Below are 20,643 nucleotides of genomic sequence, written 5' to 3'. Positions count from 1 at the left end.
CATATCGACGGCGAGATGGCCGACACGCCCGACGCGATCACGCTCTCCGAAGACGGCTTCTCCATGCCGACGCTGGAGGTCCTGACCGGCCGGGGCTTCATCACCGGCAAGTCCGGCAGCGGGAAGTCCAACACCGTCAGCGTGGTCGCCGAGGAACTGCTCGCCGCCGAGGTGCCGCTGTTGATTGTCGACACCGACGGCGAGTACTACGGCCTCAAGGAGGAGTTCGAACTCCTCCACGTCGGCGGCGACGACCACTGCGACCTGCAGGTCACGCCCGCCAACGCCGAGCAGATCGCCGCCGTCGCGCTCGACCGCCAGGTCCCGGTGATCCTCGACATCTCCGGCTACCGCGACCCCGACGAGGGCCACGCACTCGTCGGGGAGGTGGTAGAGGAGCTGTTCGTCCGGGAGAAGACGGCCAAGACGCCGTTCCTCGTCATCGTCGAGGAAGCACACGAGTTCGTGCCCGAGCAGGGCGGCCGCGACGAGGTGGGCGAGACGCTGATCCGGGTGGCCAAGCGGGGCCGCAAGCGCGGACTTGGCGTCTGCGCGCTCTCCCAGCGGCCGGCGTCGGTCTCGAAAGACTACATCACCCAGTGCGACTGGCTCGTCTGGCACCGGCTCACCTGGGAGAACGACACCAAGGTCGTCGGGCGCATCCTCGGCGACGACGCCGCCGAGGACGTCGAAGAACTGGACGACGGCGAAGCCATCGTGATGACCGACTGGGACGACCGCGTCCAGCGCGTCACGTTCCGCCGCAAGCGCACCTTCGACGCGGGCGCGACGCCGGACCTGGACAGCGTCGACCGCCCCGACCTGAAGTCGGTCGACGGCGACCTGCTCGCGGAACTCCAGTCGGCCGTCGACGCCGACGTGACGGGCGAAAACGCCACCGACAAGACGAACGGCGGCGCGTCGGACACCGGGGATTCGACCGACCACGGTTCGACCGGACTCGCCGAGGAAGGGTCGGCCGGTGACGACGCCTCGGCCGAGTCGTCGGACTCGAACGGGGCGGACGGGTCGGTCGATGACGATCTCGCCGAGGCTGACGGTGCGACGGCGAACGCGACAGCCTCGAACACCGGAACGACCGGCGGGCGAGCGAGCGGGGCGGCCGCGACGACGGCCGCGAGCGACGGCGGCGCCGAGCCGGCGACCGACCCTGCCTGGGAGGCCGCGCAGTTCCTCACCTACCTCACCGGCGGGATCGTGGCCGCCGCCGGCCGCGGGGTCGGCTTCCTCGCCCGCTCCGGGGGACGGGCACTCACGTGGACTGCCTCCCGTCTGAGCGACACCCCGCGCGGGCGCCGACGCGTCGAGGCGCTCCTCCCGAAGGTCCTGCTCGTCGCGCTGGGCCTCCTCCTCGGACTGGCGGTCGGGCTCCTGATCGTCTGATCAATCGTCGGCGCGGAGACCCGCTGACTCACCTCGGTACTCGCCGCTCAGGCGTGCCTGTAGCGCTGGGCGACGTAGACGGGACCGGCGACGAGCGAGGAGAGGGGCAGCGCGACGACGAGGGCGCCGGCGTAGGTCGGGACGGGGGCGGAGACGGACTGGCCGGCGACGGCGAACCGCGCCGCCTGGAGGCCGACGAGAAGGAGTGCCGCGTTCGCGACGTAGAGCCACGGGTTCGGTCGCCACTCGGCCGCCGAGCGTGCCACCCTCCGCGCGTCGTCGTAGAGCCTGATCGTGCCGTGCGCGGCGACGGCGAACAGGACGCCGAGCAGTCCGAAGGCCACGCCGGCACCGGGCCAGGGCTGTCCGGTCTCGAAGATCCCCCCGCCCGCGACGAGGACGACGAGGCCGTAGACGACGGCGAGCGCCGCCGGTGCCAGCAGCGAGAGGGCGTCTCGGCGGGAGAACGGGGGCGATCGGCCGTCGCCACCGGTCCCGAGCGCCTCGGCGTCCGCCCAGCTGCCCACCCACGAGTTCGTCCGATCGATGCGTGCCGCGTTCGATTCGCGTGAATTGTCCATAGTCCCTTGGATTCCCCCCACGAAGCGGCCCGTCGTCGCCCGGCGGCGCCGCTATCCGTGGGTAAAGCTTATTTCGCCGGAGGGAGAAGGCCAAGGCGTCCTACTTCCACGGTCTTCTCCACGATGAGCGATTGCTCTGTTCGGGAAGGGTGTGCCGGAACCGCCTTGAATCTTGTCCGCTCGAAGAGATAGGTCACGTCCGCTAGACGACCGGATCGGGAAATTCCCCGTAGAGAGGCGATTTCGACCGTGATATTCCGGGAACGCAATTAATTGGTAATGAATCGATCAGTAGTGTGTGGAGTGTGATCACCGCGAAACACGGGGATGGCGACGGGGCGAACTGACGCGTTCCCGGGCCGGGCTCAGTCAGTCGGGTCGTCGCCGTCGCGGGTCCACCGCTCGGTCGCGAACTTCTCGTTCGCGCGCTCGCGAGCGGCCTCCAGCTCCGCCTCGGACCACGTTCCTTCGTGGGCATCTCCCCAGCGACGGAGCGCTTCGGTCAGTTCGGCGACGGCCTCCTCGCGGGCGATCCCCGACTGCTCGGTGACGCTGGTCACCCTGTCGTCGAAGTCCGCGGGGGTCGCGTCGGGGTCGGCGAAACAGGCGAGGTGGCGCTCGGTCGTCCGCTCGAACGTGATCGACCCGTGCTGGACGACGGCGTCCCGCTGCCTGTACTGGGCGTTCCCCGAGATCTTCCGGCCGTCGCTCGCCACCACGTCGTGGGCCGGATGCAGTGCCCGCAGGTAACACGCCGGCTGGTACACCGCCGGCCGCTCCTCGTCGGCGAACCCGGCGTCCACGCCCATGCCCTCGAAGGCATCGAGCAGCGGTTCGCAGAGCAGTTCGTACGACTCCAGCAAGTCGCCCGGGAGTTCGTCGGCCGGCGCGACGATCGAGTAGGAGATGTCGCCCCACTCGTCGTGATAGATGGCGCCGCCGCCGGTGGGGCGGCGTGTGACCGTGATCCCCTCGCGTTCGCAAACGTCCCAGTCGACGGTCGCGGGGTCCTGGTGGTACCCCAGCGAGAGCGTGCTGGGCGCCCAGCGGTAGACGCGCAGCGTCCGGATCCCGTCTTCCGCGGCCGACTGGGCGGCGATCTCGTCGAGCGCCATGTTCATCGGCCCCGAACGGGACTCCTCGGTGATCAGCCGCCACTCCCGGTCGGCCAGGTCCATGAGCGCACTTGGAGCAGTGCCAGGAAAGGGGTTGCGTTCGGGCCGTTGCCGTCGCCGAACGAGTCAGGACGAGTCAGAACGGGCCGGTCGAGACGACGTTCTGCATGACCGAGCGCTCGGCGCGCCGGAGCAGTTCGGCGGCGGTCCCCGGCGCGCAGTCGAGTCGCTCGCCCACGTCCTCGACGGTCCCCTCGCTGGGCGTCTCGTAGTACCCGCAGTCCACGGCGGCGACGACGGCCTCGAACTGCCGGTCGGTCAGGTCGCTGCCCGCGTCGAGTCGGCGAGCGTCGTACTCCCCGACTTCCAGCACCTCCACGTCCATTCCCTCGGGCGTCTCGTCGACGGCAGCCTGTAGCATCTCGGCCGGTCCGACGCCGGTCAGCCTGACCGTCCCGTCCTCGCGATATTCGACCGGCATCAACCCCACCAGCCCCGGTTGCGTGAACGCGCCGATGAAGTCCCGGCTGTGCTCGGGGATCGCTTCGCGAACGTAGAGGTAGAACGTGTCGTCCGGACACTCCGATATCTCGTAGGTCCGCACGCTCTCGGTCTCCCGCAGCGCCGGTTCGTACGGCTCCGGGTCGCCGTCGACGTGGAAGAGAAACGCCGGTTCGTCGTCGAGCGCGATGTTGTACTGGAGGAGTCGAGAGACGGTGTATCCCTCGTGCTCGACCACGAACTGGTGCATCGGGTGCCGAACCGCCGGTTCCTGGTGGACCGCGAGCCGCAAGTAACGCATCGCGCGATCGATTTCCCTCGCGTCGACTTAAATCCAGCCCACTGGTGAGGCCCAACGGCGATTGTCGGACCGCGCGAAGCCCGCGTATGGCCAACCAGCAGGGACAGGTGCGAACGAGTGCGGGACGCGCCGAAGCCGACCGGGAGTCGCCGCTCGACGCCGCCCTCGCCGTCGTCCCCGACGACGCCGTGACCGACACCGAACAGCACCTGAACGCCCCCGCGCTAGTCGTCCGCGGGGACCGGGTGCAGGCGGTCCTCGGCGCCCTCCGCGAGGAAGCGGGCTTCGATCACTGCGCTTGCGTCACCGGCCAGGGCTACGGCGACCGCTACGAGTCGATCTACCACCTCCGGAGCTACGACGACCCGACGCGCGAACTCTCCGTGGTCGTCCCCGTCCCCGCCGACCGTCCGGTCAGCGAGAGCGGGGCGCCGGTGTACCCGACGGCCGACTGGCACGAGCGCGAGGCCTACGACCTGGTGGGGATCGAGTACGACGACCACCCCGACCTCCGGCGCATCCTCCTGCCCGAGACGTGGCAGGGCCACCCGCTCGGGCCGGACGACGACCAGACCGAACCGCAGATCGTCACCTTCCGCGAGCACGAGAACCCGCTGGCCGACGACCACCAGGACGGCGACACGCTGTTCGTCAACATGGGGCCACACCACCCGGCGACCCACGGCGTCCTCCACCTCGGCGTCACCCTCGACGGCGAGTACGTCGCCGACGTGACCCCCGACCTCGGCTACATCCACCGCTGCGAGGAACAGATGTGCCAGCAGGGCACCTACCGCCACCAGATCATGCCCTACCCCGACCGCTGGGACTGGACCGGCGCCGGCCTCTGCAACGAGTGGGCCTACGCCCGCGTCGCCGAAGACCTGGCGGACGTCGAGGTGCCCGAGTACGCCCAGGTGATCCGGACGATGAGCGCCGAACTCTCGCGGATGCTCGGGCACTTCCTCGCCGTCGCCACGTACGCCCTGGACGTGGTCGGCGAGTTCACCGCCGCGTTCATGTACGGCATCCGCGACCGCGAGATCGTCCAGGACCTCCTCGAGGACCTGACCGGCCAGCGCCTCATGTTCAACTACTTCCGAATCGGCGGCGTCGCCTGGGACGTCCCCGAGCCTCGCGCGGAGTTCTTCGAGTCGGCCCGCGCGTTCGTCGACGGTCTCCCCGCCAAACTCGCCGAGTACCACGATCTGTTGACCAGCAACGAGGTGTTCCAGCTCCGGACCGTCGATACCGGGGAGCTGTCCCCCGAGACCGCCAGGGAGTACGGGTGTACCGGCCCCGTCGCCCGCGGGTCCGGCATCGACTACGACCTCCGGCGTGACGACCCGTACGGCTACTACCCCGAACTCGACTGGGACGTCGTCACCGAGGACGGCTGCGACAACTTCGCGCGCGTGCTCGTGCGCCTGCGCGAACTCGAACAGTCGGCCCGCATCGTCGAGCAGTGCGTCGACCTGCTCGAATCGTGGCCCGCGGACGAACGGACCGTCCAGGCGAACGTCCCCCGCACGCTCCGCCCAGACCCCGACACCGAGATCTATCGCGCCGTCGAATCAGCCAAGGGCGAACTCGGCATCTACATCCGCTCCGACGGGACCGACAAACCCGCTCGCTTCAAGATCCGCGGCCCCTCCTTCTCGCACGTCTCCGTCCTGCCGGAGATCGCCCGCGGCGGGTTCGTCCCCGACCTGATCGCGACGATCGGCAGCCTCGACCCGATCATGGGCGACGTCGACCGCTGATCGACTCCGGTCGCAGTCTCCGTCGACTGGTCCCGCTGTTGCGGCCTCCGTCGACGTTCCAGCTGTCGCCCCCTCCGTCGACTGCGCGCTGGCGCCCCCTCCGGTCCTGCCCTTCGTCGTTCTCGGATTCCGGTCCAGCAGCAGTTTCGCCCGTCGTCGGCACGCGCCGATTCGGCCGGCGTGTGCCTTCTGGTATCGAATACCACGATAGTCGAAACGAGCAGCATAATTTGTCGATAGAGGAGTTCTGAACGGTGAAACGCGCCTTTGATCCATCAGCCGACCTATAACCCAACGAGAACGAACGGTGTGTATGCGACAGGTGATAGTCACAGTGGCAGTGGTCGCACTGGTCGTCGTGGCCGGCTGTTCCAGTAGCGGAGGGGGCGCCGACGTGGCAGTCGGTGACGGAGGCGACGGCGGAATGGGCGGCGGCGATGGCGCCAGCGGCGCGCAAGCGGAGAACATCGGCGTCAGCGCCGGCGGTGCGCAGGACGCGAACACCTTCCGGACCAACGTCGAGGAGGGGTACGTCCCGCAACCGACGGACCTCACGTACGAAGGGCTGTTCCACGACTACTACTTCGACACCGGGCAGGACCGGCCCTGCGAGGAACTGTTCTGTCCGTCCTACAGCACCGCGGTGACGCGCGACCCGCTCTCGAACGACACCGAGCGGTTCGTCACCGTCGGGCTGAACTCCGGCATCTCGAAGCGCGACTTCCAGCGCAAACCGCTGAATCTCGTGGTCGTCGTGGACACCTCGGGCTCGATGAGCGAGCAGTTCGACGACTACTACTACGACGGCGGCGAGCGGAAGGAAGTCGAAGAGAACCAGCCCAAGATGGACGCCGCCGGCGACGCGGTCGTCTCGATGCTCGGGAAGCTGAACGGCGACGACCGCGTCGGCGTCGTCGGCTACGACAACACCGCCCGCACCGTGCAGGGACTCGAACGCGTCTCCGAGATCGACCGAGGCGACCTGCGGAGCGACGTGCGAGGGCTCGCCGCCGACGGCGGGACGAACCTCGCGGCGGGCATGAGCGAAGCCCACGACATGGTCGCCGACCACGCGAACGACAGCGAGCGCGAGACGCGCGTCGTCTACGTCACGGACGCGATGCCGAACCTCGGCGACACCGGCGGGGACTCGCTCCAGTCGCGGATGCGGTCGTACGCGAACGAGGGCATCCACACCACGTTCGTCGGCGTCGGCGTCGACTTCAACTCCCGGCTGACCGAGACCGTCTCGACTGTCAGGGGCGCGAACTACTACAGCGTCCAGTCGCCCGCGCAGTTCGAGGAGCGCATGGACGAGGGGTTCTCGTACATGGTGACGCCGCTGGTGTACAACCTCTCGCTGCGAGTCGCCGGCGACGGCTACGAGATCGAGAACGTCTACGGGTCGCCCCAGGCCGACGGCGCCAGCGCCGAACTGATGGAGGTGACGACGCTGTTCCCCTCCCGCAAGGAGGGCAACAGGACCGAGGGCGGCGTCGTCCTGCTGGAAGTCGAGCGGACGGGCGAGAGCCCGACGCTCGGACTGGTCGCGAGCTACGAGGAGCCCGGCGGGGGCGCCGAGCGGGTCGTCCGGAACGTCTCGTTCGAATCGCGGGAGGCGCCGTACTACGGGTCGACGGGCGTGCGCAAGGCCGTTGCGCTCAGCGAGTACGGGACGCTCATGCGCAACTGGATGGCCCACGAACGCGCCGACGGCGAGGAGGGCGCGACGGCCGTCGAAGAGCCCATCGAGCATCGCGAGTACGACGGCCAGTGGGAGCAGCGGTCGGTCGACCTCCGCGTCTCGGATCCCTACGACGCGCGGATCGACCGCTTCGTCGACTACTTCCGCGACCAGCAGTCCGCGCTCGGCGCCGACCGGATGGATCGGGACGTCGAGGTGCTCGAACGACTCGCGAACGCGACGGGTGAGCCGGCCGTCGCGGAGACCGGTGACGCGACTCCGGAGCCCGACCGTGCGACCGACGACCGCGAGGCCGCCGCGGTCGCGGACGACGGCGGTCCCGGGGCGAACGACGCGTTGAACGCCGGACTCTGGAGTCTGTTCGGCGGAAACCTGCCCGTGTTCGGCGCGCTCAACCTGCTCGTCACCCTCTGCGTCGCCGCCTTCGGGATCAGACAGAAACGCCAATCGCGCTCCCACGGCGGGGACGCCGTCCGGTGACCGACCGGGCAGGCCCGGCGAGAGGCGTGTCGCGGCCCGGTGAACCGTTCGCCGGGATCCCCGGGCGCCACGGGGTTTAAGACCGGAGAGTCCTTGACGAACGAACACGAATCCGGGGATCGACCCCGAACAGACCCGACCGATGGAAGGAACACTCTGGCAGGTTCTGGCCGGCACCCGCGGGGGCCCAAACCGAGCGCGCATTCTCCGGGCGCTCGACGAGCGGCCGCGCAACGCAAACCAGCTCGCCGACGCGCTCGACCTCGACTACAAGACGGTCCGCCACCACCTCGAGATCCTCCGCGAGCAGGACCTGGTCCGCCGCAGCGGCGACGGCTACGGCGCCATCTACCTGCCGACCGACCGGTTGCGGGCCTGCTGGGACACGGCCGAGGAGATAATCGACCGCGTCACCGCGCAGTGACCGTCAAAAGAGGCCGACCCCGACCGCGTAGGGCCAGGCCTGCCCGCCGAGTGCCAGGAACGCGAGCGCACCGCCGGCCAGCGCGACGTTCTTGAGGAACTGCGTCAGCTGGTCCTGTGTCTGCTCGTCCGGGACCGCCCAGAAGTCGTGCATCGTCACGGCCGAGACCAGCAGGAAGGTCGCGACCGCCCCCGCGGCGAGGACGGGCGCCGCGCCCAGGGCGAGACCCAGGCCGCCGAGGACGAGTATCACGCCCGAGGCGACGACCGAGAACGTCGGCGCCGGGATCCCCTTCGCCTCGGCGTACCCGGCCATCCCCTCGACGCCCGAGAAGTGGTTGAACCCCATGAACGCGATCACGCCGCCGAACAGCAGGCGCGCGACGAGGAAGGCCACCTCGCCCGCCGCCGTCTCGACGGCCATCAGGGCGTCACCTCCGCTCGGGTCGCGCCGTTCGGTCGCTCCTCCGTGCGGCCTCCGTGTGAACTCCGTGTCTCTGACATCGATACCACGGACGCCCGCGCCGCATATATAATTAATCTGACACTGGTGTCACCGGGGGGCGTCGGTGTTACCGGGAGCGACGGGGCGGTCCGGACGTTCCAGGCGTGAGCGCTCCGGCCGTGATTCGGCCTGACGGGGGTGAAAAACGCAAGCATCAGGTTTCGTAGTGATACCGGGTTCGTAAACGAACCGCCTAAGTAGCTGCCCGCGGTAGGGGTGTCCATGGCACCGAACGCGGACGCGGAGGCGGCGAACCCCGAGGCCTGCCCGGTAGTCGACTCGCTCGAACAGATCGGTTCCCGGTGGCGGCTGGTCGTCCTCTACGACCTCCAGGAAGGCGAAAAGCGGTTCAACGAACTCAAGCGCTCGACCGGCGCGAGTTCGCGGACGCTCTCGCGCGTGCTCGACGACCTGCAGGACCTCGCGCTCGTCGACCGGCGCCTCGAGGAGGACGCGCCAGTCGCGACGTTCTACTCGCTGACCGCCAAGGGCGAGTCGCTCTGCCCGATCTTCGACGCCATCGAGTCGTGGGCCGACGATTGGCTCGGCGCGGACGCCGACGGAGCGGAAGCCGTCGCCGCCGTCGAAGCCGTTGCCAACGAGTGAATCTCACTCCCTGACCGTTTTCGCGGCATCTGACCCGCGTCCCGCCGCTTCGCGCGCCGTCGCCAGGGGCGTGACAGGCGCGACGCAGTGATTTTCGAGAGGTCCACCGACGACCTGCGCTCCGTCGTCGCCGTGGCGACCGACCCGCCACTGCGTTCTCCCTGGAATTGATCGCTGGTGAAACGGGTTTCGAGGTGCTCGGCGCTAGAGCCTCCCTCGTCGGCCCCGCTGGCGGCGTCGAAGACCGGGCCGGTCGCGGATAGAAGCGCGATAGCACGCACGACGCGGCCGTTCGCTTGGATGGGCGCCGAAACAATCGATTTCGTGCACTGGTCGAATCGGGCGATCGGGCTCGATTCGATATCGCGATATGTGATTTATCGGCGGTCGTCGTCCAACGCGCCGGGCTTTTCCCCATCGACGGAGTATGGGCGAGTAATGGTCCAGAACGTCGCATCTGTGATAGCCGACCTCGAACCCGAGGACTTCTATCTCCTCTCGGGCGTCGAACAGGGGATGCGCTTCTCGGAGTACGTCGCTCGCGAGAAGCTCCCCGAGTTCACCCGCCTCTCCGCCGAAGACGTCGACTACCGGCTTGACCGCTGCGAGGACCGAGGGCTGGTCGAGCGAAAGACGATCCAGTACGAGGGGTTCAAGCTCACCTTCGAGGGCTACGACGCGCTCGCGCTGCACACCTTCGCCGAACGGGAGACCTTCGACGGCGTCGGCGCCCCCCTGGGCGTCGGCAAGGAGAGCGACGTGTACGAAGTACGCTCGTACCGACCGCTCGCGCTGAAGTACCACCGCGAGGGATACACGAACTTCCGGGAAGTGATGAAAGAGCGCGACTACACGGCGGACCGCGGTCACGTCTCCTGGCAGTACACCGCGCGCAAGGCCGCCGAGCGCGAGTACGAGGCGCTGGAATCGCTCTATCCCGACGTGTCTGTCCCCCAGCCGATCGATCAGAATCGCCACGCGCTCGTCATGGAGAAGGTCGACGGCGTCGAGCTCTCGCGGACGAAGCTCACCGACGGACAGGTGATCCCCGTCCTGGAACTGATCTTCGACGAGATGGCGACGGCCTACGCCGAGGGGTACGTCCACGCCGACATGAGCGAGTACAACGTCTTCGTCACCGAGCAGGGAGTCGTCGTCTTCGACTGGCCCCAGGCCGTCGCGACTGACCACGACAACGCGCGCGAACTCCTCGAACGCGACGTCGAGAACGTCGTCGGCTACTTCGCCCGCAAATACCCCAGCCACGTCGACGAGATCGACGTCCCCGCCCTCGCCGAGGCGCTCGCTGCGGACGCCTTCGAATCGGTGGCCGAATTCGCCGAGTGAGCGGCAATTTCGGCCGATTAACCCTTTCCCGACCAGCAGCAAGCAACAGAATATATCGATCGTTTCGTGCCCGTAAATCATATAATGCTATATCAAATGTGCCACCGACCGGGATCGAATGCGCACGAAAGCGGCCTGGACTGACGGGTTTCGCTGAACGCAAGCGGTTTTCAGGTCCGCTGAAAGGAATCGGGTGCGAACCACAGAGATGGGAGACCACTCGTCGGAATCAGAGCGCGTCTTTGAACCGGGGAGAGCCGAGGGAACCCGGATCGCACTCGACGGGCGTCCCACTGCGGGTTCCGACTCCACGAGAGCGGGCCGCCGATGCCTCCATACTGCGGAGCGCTCCGGTCGCACTGGTTCTCGACGCTCGCGTCGTACGGAGAAGCCGGTTAAGCCCACTCTCCGGAACTCGTGGTCAGACCAAGTACCTGTTCGGCCGCCCTTGCACTCGTCGATGCCGTCTCCATGAGAGTGGACAACACACCAGCGCGGGGCCGTCGGTCAACGGAGGTGAAACGTACAGGTCGCCCGAAATCCGGAAACACTTTGTATTGTTTAGGCCAGCCTAAAACATGGCGCGCGCTGCCGACGCGGAGCGTGGACCGGCTCGCAACGACTGCGTGAACGGTGAATTCCCGCAGGTCGTCACCGGGAAGTCCGCGGATAGGTCTGGCGTACACAGAGACTCGGCTTCGACGACTGAGACGACAGGACGATACCGTCCCGTCGACCTCGACGGGCAAACCCCGAGTCGGGGCCGTACGGGCAGTCCACAACGGGAGGACGAAACACGATGATAGGGACGACGCTCACGGACATTCGAGAACGGATCGAGGCGCTCGCCAGCGAGGACGGGACGTACTACGTGGTCTGTGGCCGGACCGGCGAACGGCCGGTGCCAGCGGCCGGGCTATGGTTCGACACCCGCACCGTCGCTCGCGCCGCCGTCCACGCGACCGAGCAGTACCGCAGCGCGCTCAGACGCTACGACCCACGGACCCCGCGGTACGACCTGATCGTCTGCGAAGCGGGCGACTCGCCCGCTCGACCGGACGGTTCGCGAGTGCTCGCCACGGACGCGGACGCGCCGACGACGCCGGAACCCTTCGGCGACGGTGAGGAGCGCAAGCCCGCGCGGCGCCGACGGATCGAGTTCTGCCACCGGGTCGCCGCCGCGACCTTCGAGACGCTCTCTGACGGGGCGTGCGAGGGCGTCGAGACCGCGATCATGGACACGTACTTCGAGCGGGCGGAGACCGTCGAGGACCCCGACGACCTCTGTCTGTGCCTGCTGGAGAGCATGGCGACCGAGATCGACGACAGACTCAGCCCCGTCCGTCAGGCGGAGGTGCTGTCGGCCACGGCGGCCCAGCTCGGTCCGGGAGACCGCGCGGACGAACCGGTGACCGCCGCGTTGCGAGCGCTCCACCGGCGCGGGCTGGTCGGCGAGTTCACGTGCGCGCCGGCGGGGATCGACCGCGCGACCGGGGCCCGATCGGTCCGCACGACGCTCTCGGAGTACGCGCTCTCGCCGCAGGACGACCGCCTGCCGGTGCTCCCGGTCGCGGTCGAACTCTACCGGCACCGACCCGCGATGGCGCCGGCGGCGCTGCGGGTCGCTGCCGCGGACGAGGGGTGGCGAGTCACCGTCGAACTCGGCACCGACGGCGAACCGGACGGCCTCGCGAGCGCCCCGATCCAGCCGAGAGCGTAACGTGACCCCGGCGGTCCACGCCCCGGCCGCGAGGCGGGAACGGATGGGTTTTGGCCCGCCTAAAATTCGGAACTGCTAAGTAATGTTTAGGTGAGCCTAAAAACATGGTGCGAGACGCCGACACAGCGGGTGGACCGACGCGCAGAGAGTTCGTGACCTACGGTAGTGCGATCGTGGGCTGCGGAGCGCTCGCGGGCTGCGCGGCGGAGGATGGATCGACCGACGCGGCCGATACGGCGGGCAGCGGTGCGAACGGAAGGACGGAGACCGAGAGCGACCCGGCCGGCGACGCGACGCCGACGGCCGCCGCGACCGAGTCGGCGACGCCGTACTCGGTGACGATGGCACCGGTCGGCGAGGTCACCTTCGACGCGGTTCCCGAGCAGTGGATCGCCTACTGCGGCGAGTACGCCGACATGGGCGTCGCGCTCGGGCGGGCCGACGGGATGACGGGCATCGGCGGCGCGGATCGGTACTACACGGGCGTCTACGACGAGTTGCCCGGCGTCGACGTCGACCGCGAACGGCTGGAACGGTACCCCCAGGTCCGGACGAAAGAGCAGTTCTACGAGCTGGAGAACGACGTCCACGTCTACGACCCGGGGATGCTGATCAACTGGTTCGACTGGGACCAGTCGGACGTCGACGAGATCGCCGACAACGTCGGGCCGTTCGTCGGGAACCTGATCTTCCGCCGGTCCGACGAGTGGCACGACTACCGGTACTACTCCCTGTACGAGGCCTTCGAGAAAGTGGGGACCGTGTTCCAGGAGCGCGAGCGCTTCGAGGCCTTCAGGGAACTGCACGACGAGTTCATCGCCGACCTCCAGACCCAGCTCCCTCCTGCGGACGAACGGCCGAACGTGTTCCTGACCTTCGAGGGCACGAACGAACCGGAGACGTTCTCGCCGTACCGGCTCAACGACCGTGGAACGAGCAAGAAGCAGTGGCGCGACCTCGGCGTCGCCGACGCGCTCGCTGGGACGGGCGTAGAGAATCTGAGCACCGAGAACCGGGGCGAACTGGACTACGAGAACCTGCTCGAGATCGACCCCGACGTGCTCCTGATCCGCGGCCACGAGCGCAAGTCCGCGACAGCGTTCCGCGACACGGTCGTGGCGTTCATGGAGGACCACCCCGTGGGGAGCGAACTGACGGCCGTACAGAACGGTCGGGTCTACCGCGGCGGCTACCTCCACCAGGGACCGATCCACAACCTGTTTTTGACCGAACGCGCCGCGAAACAGCTCTACCCCGACACCTTCGGCGAGGTGACCGAGGACACCGAACTGTTCGATCGCCAGCGCGTCGCCGACGTCGTCACCGGGGCGTTCCGCGAGGAGTGACAGTGCGGGCGCCTCACCGGTAGCGCCCGCGGCATCCGTGCAGAGTTGTTCGACGACAGCGAGAAGAGAAGCGCCTCGGCCTCAGCCGAGGACGTATTCGAGCCGGGGGTAGCGTTCGACGAGCGCTTCGCCGCCGACCTCGTATCGCTCGATGAGGGCGTCCAGCCCGACGATCCGGCCGGCGCCGAAGGCGGCGACGGCGAGGAACACGAGCATGTACGCGAAGTCCCCGTTGATGACGCCGTGTTCGATGCTCCAGTTCCCGAAGTAGAACATGAGCATCATGAACGCGCCGAAGAACGCCGCGAGGCGGACCAGCGCGCCGACGATGAGGCCCAGACCGATGAGCAACTCGCCCCACGGGACGGCCACGTTCAGGAAGGCGACGAACCAGTCGGTCGTCCCCATCCAGAGGAACATCCCCCCCAGGGGGTTGCCGTTGGTCGCGGCCGCGTGGACCAGGTAGCCGTCAGCGGCCCAGCCGCTTTCGAGTACCTTCGTCAGGCCCGCGTGTAAGAACGCGTAGCCCATCATGAGTCGCAGCGCCAGCACGAACCACGCGCTCAGGCTGTGAGCCTTCCCGCGGACCGTGAGACCGCCGATCTTGCTCTCGAACTCGTTCGCGCGTGACGTCGTGGTTGCCATTGTGATGACCTCTATCTATAGAGACGGCTCCCCAGGAGATATACCCAGAGAGCTGTTCTCCGCTTTCGAGAAGCGTTCTCTGTCCCCGAGAATTGCCCGGTCGCGGTCGAGACGGATCGGCTCGGAAGAACTGTTCTTCGCGCGCACGAGATAAATTGGAGCGGTCGGTTCGTCGGTTCGGCCCGTACCGGGTCAGTTGGGGACCCGGTAGGTCAGGTCGACCGCGTCGAGCAGGTCGTCGTTGCGGTCCAGGTCCGTCTCGAGTTCGACGTGCAGCGAGTCGAGCATCGTGTCGACGAGGTCCTGCCGCTCAGCGCTGGTCGACCAGTTGTCCGCCGAGACCGGCGTCCCGATCTCCATCGCGACGCTCTGGTTCGGGTAGATGGTCCGCATGTGGTACGGTTCGTCGTGGTTGGCCAGCCGGACCGCGTACGCCGAGAGGTCGTCGTAGTCCGGGTGGAGCACCTCGATGACGTCGCGCTGTGGGTGACCCAGCGACGAACTCGGCCGGTGCGGGTTGTTCCAGTGACCGTCGGCCAGGTTCGCCGCTTCGCCCGAGGGGCCCAGCCACCAGACGACGGCGCCGTCCTGGAAGTACGGCACCTCGCTGGTGTTCGTGAGCCGGATGTACTGGTTCAGGTACGCGCCGCCCTGCTCGTGGATCCGGACCTCCGCCTCCATCGGCGCGTTGGCGGTGAAGCCGTCGCCCACCGACTCGCCGGTGACGGGGTGGACCTTGTCGGCGGCCGCGTCGAGCACGGGGTTGTCCTCGTTGGTGAGGACGGAGTCGGGCAGGGGCGCCGAGCTCCCCCACTCGCGGCTGTCGTCGTACTCGGGCTGGTCGTGGATCCGATCGCGCACGCGGACCTCGTCGGGCTGGTAGGTCCGCGCGTCCGTCGGCCAGCGGTCCTGGACCAGCTGGTCCGGGTCGTTGGTTGCGGCGGTCGGCCCCGCCGTCTCCGCCCAGACGTTCTGGGGTTCGTCGTGGGTCCCCGGGTCCTCCGTCTCGTCGGGCAGCAGCGCCAGTCGCGGGAGGAGTTTGACCGTCGCATGCGCGGGGAAGTCGTTTTCGGCGAGTTGCTGGACCATCGGCAGCGCCTGGGACCCCAGGTCGCCGAGGGTCAGCGACCCGTCCTGGACGGTGTTCCGGACCGCTTCGACGTCGTAACCGAACTCCTCGGCCTTCTCGGCGTCCGTCCACTCGTCGCCCGAGTCCGAGGCGTTCTCGCCTGGCATGTAGTCGAGGAAGTCACGCGGCACGTAGTACGGGTCGTCGAAGTGCTCGCAGAGCTCCGCGACCGTCGTCTCGGCGGTGATCTCCGACGGGAGCGCGTCGGGTTCCGGCGGCCGGTCGGGGAACGGCAGGTCCCAGCCCGGCCCGGAGTCGGTCGGCGTGTCGGTGCCGTCGTCCGGCGTCTCTGTCCCGTCGTCCGGCGCGTCCGTCGGTGTCGGCGTCGGGTCGTCTGTCGGAGGCGCCGTCGTCGTCGTCCCGCCGCCGCCTCCGCCGTCGGGATCCGTCGAGAACGCGATCCGGTCGACGTCGACCGCGCCCGAGGACCCCTCCCAGAAGTTCATGCGGACGGCCTGCGGGTTCGACAGGTCGGCGCCGGCCGCTTCGAGGTCCACGGAGACGGTCGAGTAACTCGTCCCGATGCCGTCGTCGGTCAGGTCGGCGAGCAGGTCGTCGACGCCGCCGACCTTCAGCCGGAACTGGGACTCCTCTCCGCCCGCGTCCCCCCGAACGCGGAGCGTGAGGTACCGGTACTCCGAGACGTCCTCCGTGACGTTGCTGGCGAACCAGCCGGCGTTGTCGTACTCGAGTCGGAGCGCGCCGTCTGCGACCGCGCCCGAGCCGTCGCCGTTCTCGAAGCTCCCCGCGCCGGCCCAGTACCCCAGGTCGTTCGACCCCGGATAGGTGCCGCCGTCGAACTCGTGGACGGCCAGCGTCGAGTCCTGTCCCAGGACCGTCGACGCCAGCCCCAGACTGCCGAATGCGATTCCCCCTTTCAGTACCGTTCGTCTATCTACCATTGCAGTTTACATGTGCGTTTGATACCTATTAATGTTAACGAATAGTAAAAATAAGTTTCCGAATCGTAAAACTACCCGGACTCGAAGGGGTCCGGCGCCGCGAACCGGACGCGTTCACTCGACGCGTCCGCTGAGGTACGGAAGTCGCCGCGGGAGTCCTCGCCTATTCCAGTCGCACCTCCTCGATCTCCAGGGTGCTACTGCCGCCCTGCCAGAAGTTCAGCCGTACCGACAGCGCCGACGACGACCGGTCGATGCCGGCCGACTCCATGTCGATACGAACGTCCGACGCGCTCGTCCCGATACTGTCGTCGGTGACGTTCGCGAGCATGGTGCGGACCCCGCCCATGTCGAACAGCACTTCCGACTCTTCGCCGCCGTTGGCGCCGCTGACGCTGAACACGAGCGTCGAGTACCCCTCGACCGACTGGTTGATCTGCTCCTGGAACCAGCCGCCGTTGTCGTACTCCAGAACGAGCGCGCCGTCTTCGACGTCGCCACCGCCGTTCTCGAACGAGCCGGCGCCGCACCACTCGCCGAGGTCGTTGCGGTGGCTCGACCAGCCGGGGTCGCCGTCGTAGTCGTCGACGACCAGCGCGTCGGCCACCGGCGTGTCGGGCGTATCCGTCGGGGTGTCGGTATCCGTGGGCGTCTCGGGCGTATCCGTGTCTGTGGGCGTCTCGGGCGTGTTCGTGTCCGTCGGCGTGCCGGGCGTGTCGGTCACGGTCCCGCCGTCGCCGAGCTTGTCGTAGACGACGTCGAAGTAGTCGCTCGTCGCGTACTCGTCGGCGCTGCAGTCGTCGCCCCAGTAGGGGTCGGCCATGTTCATGCCGGTGCCGTCGCCGTTCCAGCTCCAGCCGATCACCGGCCAGCCCAGCTCGTTGGCGTGGTCGACGATGGCCGACCAGTTGGCCTCGCCGTCGCTGTTCTGGGGCATGCTACCGAACTCGCCAACCACGCAGGGGTAGTCAGTCTCGTCGAGCGCGTCGAGGTCCTCGGGCGCCAGGTACTCCCCCGTCGTCGCGTTCCAGCCGACGGGGTAGACGTGCGCCGAGAGGATCAGGTCGTCGTCGTCGATGGACTCGACGGCGTCGGCCAGCCGGTAGGTCCCCTGGCCCCAGCCCGGCGCGTCGCAGACTATCGGGCCCGAGTAGCTCGTGCCGTCGCGCACGGTCGAGATGGCGTCGTCGTACGCCGAGGCGTACTCGTCGGCGGTCACCTGGTGGTTGCCCCACTCGTTCATCAGGTTGATCGTGAACTCGGCGTCCTGGGAGAGGTAGTCGTACTGCTCGACCCACCAGTCGGCCGCGTTCTGGAGGTGGGCCGCGTCGGCCGAGCCGTTGTGCGGGTGGTGGTGGTACGTCGCCAGAATGTCGTACCCGTGCTGATAGGCCTCGTCGATCCACCGCTTGGCGTCGGACATCGTGGACTGGCTCTCGCCCATCGACGGCGGTTCGATCTCGATGCGGACCGTCTCGACGTCCGGGTACTCGCCCATGAGGTCCCAGCCCAGGTCCTGGTCGCCGCTGCAGTAGTACGAGGGCTGGAGGTTGACGCCGTCGCCGAAGTCCGCGCCCGCCGCGCTCGACGGGCTCGTCGCGAGCGCCCCCACGGCGCCGAGGGCGACGCCCCCGCCGAGCGCCTGCAGGACCGTCCGCCGCCGGGACGAGGAGAGCGTCCCCGCCTCGCCGTCCGCCGTCTCTCCGTGCTGGTCGCCGCGCTGTCCGTTCGAAGTCGTGTCGTCGCGTGTCATCTGTCTCGTGGTGGTGTGGTCTGTCGTTCGTGTCGATCCGTCTCGCGAGGGTCGATACCGGCACTCAGGGAGGCGTGTCGCTCACCCCGCGGGAGAGCCGTCCGCATCGATCTCGCCGTCCGCGTCGGTTCTGCCGGCCACTTCGCTGCTCGCATCGCCGGCGTCGCCCGCCGCTGCGAAGGCGATCCGGTCGATCTCGACCGCGCCGGCGTGCCCCTCCCAGAAGTTGAACCGCACCGAGTTCGGCTGGTCGAGGTCCGCGCCGTTCGCCCCGAGGTCGACCGACACCGTCGACCACTCCGTGCCGACGGCGTCGTCGGTGAGGTTCCCGAGCAGGTCGTCGACGCCGCCGACCTTCAGCCGTAAGTGCGACTCCTCACCGCCTGCGTCGCCGCGGACGCGGAGGTGCAGGACCGGCCGATCGGCGACCGACTGGCCGACGTTGCTCGCGAACCAGCCGGCGTTGTCGTACTCGAGTCGGAGGGCACCGTCGGCGACCGCGCCCGAGCCGTCGCCGTTCTCGAAGCTCCCCGCGCCGGCCCAGTTCCCCAGGTCGTTCGAGCCGGGGTAGTTGTCGCCGTCGAACTCGTGGACGACGAGCGCGTCGCCGCTCCCGCCGTCGTCGGACTGGCCGGTCGTGGCCTCGACGGTCGCCGCGTCGGACTCGTTGTCCGCGCCGTCGACCGCCGAGACGGCGATCTGGTAGGACGTGTCGGCCGACAGCCCGTCGACCGTCGCCGTCGTCATGCCCGCGCCGGCCGTCTGGTCTTGCGAGCCGTCCACGGAGACGGCGTAGTGGTCCAGTCCCGCGGTGCCGTTGTCCGTCGAGGCGTCCCAGGAGACGGTGACCGTCGACGCGGTGGTCGACGTGACCGAGAGGTTCTCCGGCGTCGTCGGGGGCTGGGTGTCGCCGCTCCCGCCGCCGTCGCCCTCGACCGTCACGGTCACCGTCGTCGTCCCCGCGGCGTCCGTCACGCTGGTCGTGGTCGTCGCCGAATCGCTGTCGGTGCTGACGGTGATTTCGTGCTCGCCGAGGAAGGCCGTCGTCGCGTAGGCGCCCGAGCCGTCGGTGGTCCCGCTGTCGCTGGTCCACCACTCGTCGTAGACGAGGCCGGTCCAGACGTCGTAGGCGGGTTTCTGCGACCAGTCGTCGTAGAACAGCGGCGCCTCGTCCTGCCAGTGGTCGCCGTCCCAGAAGCCCCACATGACGAAGGCGTCGACGCCGGGGTGGGAGAACGCGCCCCGCAGGTAGTTCTCCGTGACGTCCGCGCGCTCCTGGTCGGAGTTCCAGTCGTCGCCGTTGTAGGTGTCGAACTCCGTGATCTTCACGCGCGCGCCGTGGTCGGCCCACGTGTTGATCTCCGAGACGACCTGGTCGGCGTCGATCCGGCCGTCCGGGTCGCTGTTGGTGTCGAACTCGCCCTGCCGGGCGGCCACGTGGGCCTGGAGCCCGACCGTGTCCAGCTGTGCCCCGTTCTCGTTGATGTGGTCTATCTCCGCCTCGTAGCGACCGTCCGTGTACGAGTAGGGGAACTGGTTGAAGTCGTTGACCGCGACGCCGACGTCGAGGTCGTTGTCGTCGATCACCGACGCGGCCTTGTCGTACCAGTCCGCGAGGAGCTGGGAGGTCCACGGGACGACCTCGCCCGTCCACGGTTCCTCCTGGTCGATCTTGTCGCCGTAGACGCCGATCTGGAGCTGGTAGGCGTGCATCGCCTCGTTGACGACGTCCCAGTCGGTGATGTCGTCGCCGTAGTGGGTGATGATCTCCTCGATGTGGGCCATCGAGCGGTCGCGGATGGTCTCCGCGTCGCGCTCGTCGATGGCCGTCTGCACGTCCGAGGGGATCGCCCAAACGTCGTCTCGGCCCCAGAGGCAGACGTGACCCCGCATGTCCAGCCCCTGGTCGAGCAGCCAGTTCGTCGCCTCGTCGGCGAGCTGCTGGTCGTTCTCCCAGAACCGCCACTTGTGCTGGTTCCCGAGCACCGCCGTGTTGAACAGCTCCGGGATATACTGGCGGTAGTTGTCGCCGGGACTGCTCTGGTTGATGAGCCTGTCGGCGTTGACGGCGGTGCCGAAGCTGAACTCGTGTTCCCGCTGGGAGACCGAGACGTCGGCGTCCGAGACCGGCGAACCGTCGGTGTTCTCCACGACGACCTCGAGGTCGCCGGTGCGGTGCTCCTGGATGCGCTCGTCGACGGTCTTCGACGTGTCGGCCGTCTCCGCGGCCGCCGTGCCTGCCCCGGCGCTGCCGAGGCTGGCCATGGCTGCCGCGGCCAGCGACGCCTTCAGGTAGTCCCGGCGGTCCATCGACGCCAACGCCTCCGCGTCGTCGTCGCCCGATGCGTCGTTCGGCGGTGTCTCAATCCGTTCAGTGTCGCGCGTGTGTTCTGTCATCGTTCTGTGGATCTCGTCGT

General features: G+C 68.3%; 16 protein-coding genes. 8 read left to right on the top strand and 8 right to left on the bottom strand.

Annotation, left to right across the window (positions count from 1 at the left end; genetic code table 11):
* The first annotated feature begins 15 nt into the window (after positions 1 to 15).
* On the top strand, positions 16 to 1,404 hold the full coding sequence (locus tag ACMGFE_RS19465; RefSeq protein ID WP_436926929.1) for an ATP-binding protein: 1,389 nt from the start codon (positions 16 to 18) through the stop codon (positions 1,402 to 1,404).
* A 47-nt stretch (positions 1,405 to 1,451) separates the two neighbouring features.
* On the opposite strand, the gene ACMGFE_RS19460 is transcribed toward ACMGFE_RS19465, so the two are convergent.
* The 3 genes from ACMGFE_RS19460 to ACMGFE_RS19450 form a co-directional block, all read right to left on the bottom strand.
* Positions 1,452 to 1,985 (bottom strand): hypothetical protein, encoded by a 534-nt coding sequence (locus ACMGFE_RS19460; protein WP_436926928.1) that lies wholly within the window; start codon positions 1,983 to 1,985, stop codon positions 1,452 to 1,454.
* A 365-nt stretch (positions 1,986 to 2,350) separates the two neighbouring features.
* Complete coding sequence (locus ACMGFE_RS19455) at positions 2,351 to 3,163, bottom strand: lipoate--protein ligase family protein (protein WP_436926927.1); 813 nt, start codon at positions 3,161 to 3,163, stop codon at positions 2,351 to 2,353.
* 73 nt (positions 3,164 to 3,236) lie between these two features.
* On the bottom strand, positions 3,237 to 3,902 hold the full coding sequence (locus tag ACMGFE_RS19450; RefSeq protein WP_436926926.1) for a helix-turn-helix domain-containing protein: 666 nt from the start codon (positions 3,900 to 3,902) through the stop codon (positions 3,237 to 3,239).
* Between the two features lie 86 nt (positions 3,903 to 3,988).
* Here ACMGFE_RS19450 and ACMGFE_RS19445 point away from each other — a divergent pair, with 86 nt between their 5' ends.
* The 3 genes from ACMGFE_RS19445 to ACMGFE_RS19435 all read left to right on the top strand — a co-directional run bounded on the left by ACMGFE_RS19445 (position 3,989) and on the right by ACMGFE_RS19435 (position 8,274).
* Positions 3,989 to 5,665 (top strand): NADH-quinone oxidoreductase subunit D, encoded by a 1,677-nt coding sequence (locus ACMGFE_RS19445; protein ID WP_436926925.1) that lies wholly within the window; start codon positions 3,989 to 3,991, stop codon positions 5,663 to 5,665.
* A 313-nt stretch (positions 5,666 to 5,978) separates the two neighbouring features.
* Positions 5,979 to 7,850 carry a vWA domain-containing protein gene (locus ACMGFE_RS19440; RefSeq protein WP_436926924.1) on the top strand — a complete coding sequence of 624 codons (1,872 nt, stop codon included), beginning with the start codon at positions 5,979 to 5,981 and terminating at the stop codon, positions 7,848 to 7,850.
* Between the two features lie 142 nt (positions 7,851 to 7,992).
* Positions 7,993 to 8,274 carry a winged helix-turn-helix domain-containing protein gene (locus tag ACMGFE_RS19435; protein WP_436926923.1) on the top strand — a complete coding sequence of 94 codons (282 nt, stop codon included), beginning with the start codon at positions 7,993 to 7,995 and terminating at the stop codon, positions 8,272 to 8,274.
* A 3-nt stretch (positions 8,275 to 8,277) separates the two neighbouring features.
* On the opposite strand, the gene ACMGFE_RS19430 is transcribed toward ACMGFE_RS19435, so the two are convergent.
* Entirely contained in the window at positions 8,278 to 8,697 is a 420-nt protein-coding gene (locus tag ACMGFE_RS19430; RefSeq protein ID WP_436926922.1) for a DoxX family protein, read from the bottom strand.
* Positions 8,698 to 9,000: 303 nt separating this feature from the next.
* Between ACMGFE_RS19430 and ACMGFE_RS19425 the strand changes: the two genes are divergently transcribed.
* The 4 genes from ACMGFE_RS19425 to ACMGFE_RS19410 all read left to right on the top strand — a co-directional run bounded on the left by ACMGFE_RS19425 (position 9,001) and on the right by ACMGFE_RS19410 (position 13,797).
* Positions 9,001 to 9,384 carry a winged helix-turn-helix transcriptional regulator gene (locus ACMGFE_RS19425; protein WP_436926921.1) on the top strand — a complete coding sequence of 128 codons (384 nt, stop codon included), beginning with the start codon at positions 9,001 to 9,003 and terminating at the stop codon, positions 9,382 to 9,384.
* A 438-nt stretch (positions 9,385 to 9,822) separates the two neighbouring features.
* Complete coding sequence (locus tag ACMGFE_RS19420) at positions 9,823 to 10,731, top strand: serine/threonine-protein kinase RIO2 (protein ID WP_436926920.1); 909 nt, start codon at positions 9,823 to 9,825, stop codon at positions 10,729 to 10,731.
* A gap of 799 nt (positions 10,732 to 11,530) precedes the next feature.
* Positions 11,531 to 12,451: a DUF7551 domain-containing protein gene (locus tag ACMGFE_RS19415; protein ID WP_436926919.1), complete on the top strand. Its 921-nt coding sequence runs from the start codon at positions 11,531 to 11,533 to the stop codon at positions 12,449 to 12,451.
* 104 nt (positions 12,452 to 12,555) lie between these two features.
* Complete coding sequence (locus ACMGFE_RS19410) at positions 12,556 to 13,797, top strand: ABC transporter substrate-binding protein (protein WP_436926918.1); 1,242 nt, start codon at positions 12,556 to 12,558, stop codon at positions 13,795 to 13,797.
* A gap of 81 nt (positions 13,798 to 13,878) precedes the next feature.
* Here the strand turns inward: ACMGFE_RS19410 and ACMGFE_RS19405 are convergent, their stop codons facing one another.
* The 4 genes from ACMGFE_RS19405 to ACMGFE_RS19390 all read right to left on the bottom strand — a co-directional run bounded on the left by ACMGFE_RS19405 (position 13,879) and on the right by ACMGFE_RS19390 (position 20,623).
* The gene (locus tag ACMGFE_RS19405) at positions 13,879 to 14,442 is read right to left on the bottom strand and encodes a DoxX family protein (RefSeq protein WP_436926917.1); all 564 of its coding nucleotides are present in this window, start codon (positions 14,440 to 14,442) and stop codon (positions 13,879 to 13,881) included.
* A gap of 192 nt (positions 14,443 to 14,634) precedes the next feature.
* Positions 14,635 to 16,473 carry a hypothetical protein gene (locus ACMGFE_RS19400; RefSeq protein WP_436926916.1) on the bottom strand — a complete coding sequence of 613 codons (1,839 nt, stop codon included), beginning with the start codon at positions 16,471 to 16,473 and terminating at the stop codon, positions 14,635 to 14,637.
* Positions 16,474 to 16,636: 163 nt separating this feature from the next.
* The gene (locus ACMGFE_RS19395) at positions 16,637 to 18,226 is read right to left on the bottom strand and encodes a cellulase family glycosylhydrolase (protein ID WP_436926915.1); all 1,590 of its coding nucleotides are present in this window, start codon (positions 18,224 to 18,226) and stop codon (positions 16,637 to 16,639) included.
* Positions 18,227 to 18,307: 81 nt separating this feature from the next.
* Positions 18,308 to 20,623 (bottom strand): endo-1,4-beta-xylanase, encoded by a 2,316-nt coding sequence (locus ACMGFE_RS19390; RefSeq protein ID WP_436926914.1) that lies wholly within the window; start codon positions 20,621 to 20,623, stop codon positions 18,308 to 18,310.
* Positions 20,624 to 20,643 lie beyond the last annotated feature (20 nt).

This window comes from Halosimplex amylolyticum (assembly GCF_051414035.1).
GTDB lineage: Archaea > Halobacteriota > Halobacteria > Halobacteriales > Haloarculaceae > Halosimplex > Halosimplex amylolyticum.
This window is presented reverse-complemented; position numbering and strand designations above follow the sequence as displayed.

Bases quoted from the DNA above. Each gene is read 5' to 3' on its own strand.
- ACMGFE_RS19465 (WP_436926929.1), top strand. From the start codon at position 16: ATGGCCGACACGCCCGACGCGATCACGCTCTCCGAAGACGGCTTCTCC.
- ACMGFE_RS19460 (WP_436926928.1), bottom strand. From the start codon at position 1,985: ATGGACAATTCACGCGAATCGAACGCGGCACGCATCGATCGGACGAAC.
- ACMGFE_RS19455 (WP_436926927.1), bottom strand. From the start codon at position 3,163: ATGGACCTGGCCGACCGGGAGTGGCGGCTGATCACCGAGGAGTCCCGT.
- ACMGFE_RS19450 (WP_436926926.1), bottom strand. From the start codon at position 3,902: ATGCGTTACTTGCGGCTCGCGGTCCACCAGGAACCGGCGGTTCGGCAC.
- ACMGFE_RS19445 (WP_436926925.1), top strand. From the start codon at position 3,989: ATGGCCAACCAGCAGGGACAGGTGCGAACGAGTGCGGGACGCGCCGAA.
- ACMGFE_RS19440 (WP_436926924.1), top strand. From the start codon at position 5,979: ATGCGACAGGTGATAGTCACAGTGGCAGTGGTCGCACTGGTCGTCGTG.
- ACMGFE_RS19435 (WP_436926923.1), top strand. From the start codon at position 7,993: ATGGAAGGAACACTCTGGCAGGTTCTGGCCGGCACCCGCGGGGGCCCA.
- ACMGFE_RS19430 (WP_436926922.1), bottom strand. From the start codon at position 8,697: ATGGCCGTCGAGACGGCGGCGGGCGAGGTGGCCTTCCTCGTCGCGCGC.
- ACMGFE_RS19425 (WP_436926921.1), top strand. From the start codon at position 9,001: ATGGCACCGAACGCGGACGCGGAGGCGGCGAACCCCGAGGCCTGCCCG.
- ACMGFE_RS19420 (WP_436926920.1), top strand. From the start codon at position 9,823: ATGGTCCAGAACGTCGCATCTGTGATAGCCGACCTCGAACCCGAGGAC.
- ACMGFE_RS19415 (WP_436926919.1), top strand. From the start codon at position 11,531: ATGATAGGGACGACGCTCACGGACATTCGAGAACGGATCGAGGCGCTC.
- ACMGFE_RS19410 (WP_436926918.1), top strand. From the start codon at position 12,556: ATGGTGCGAGACGCCGACACAGCGGGTGGACCGACGCGCAGAGAGTTC.
- ACMGFE_RS19405 (WP_436926917.1), bottom strand. From the start codon at position 14,442: ATGGCAACCACGACGTCACGCGCGAACGAGTTCGAGAGCAAGATCGGC.
- ACMGFE_RS19400 (WP_436926916.1), bottom strand. From the start codon at position 16,473: ATGGTAGATAGACGAACGGTACTGAAAGGGGGAATCGCATTCGGCAGT.
- ACMGFE_RS19395 (WP_436926915.1), bottom strand. From the start codon at position 18,226: ATGACACGCGACGACACGACTTCGAACGGACAGCGCGGCGACCAGCAC.
- ACMGFE_RS19390 (WP_436926914.1), bottom strand. From the start codon at position 20,623: ATGACAGAACACACGCGCGACACTGAACGGATTGAGACACCGCCGAAC.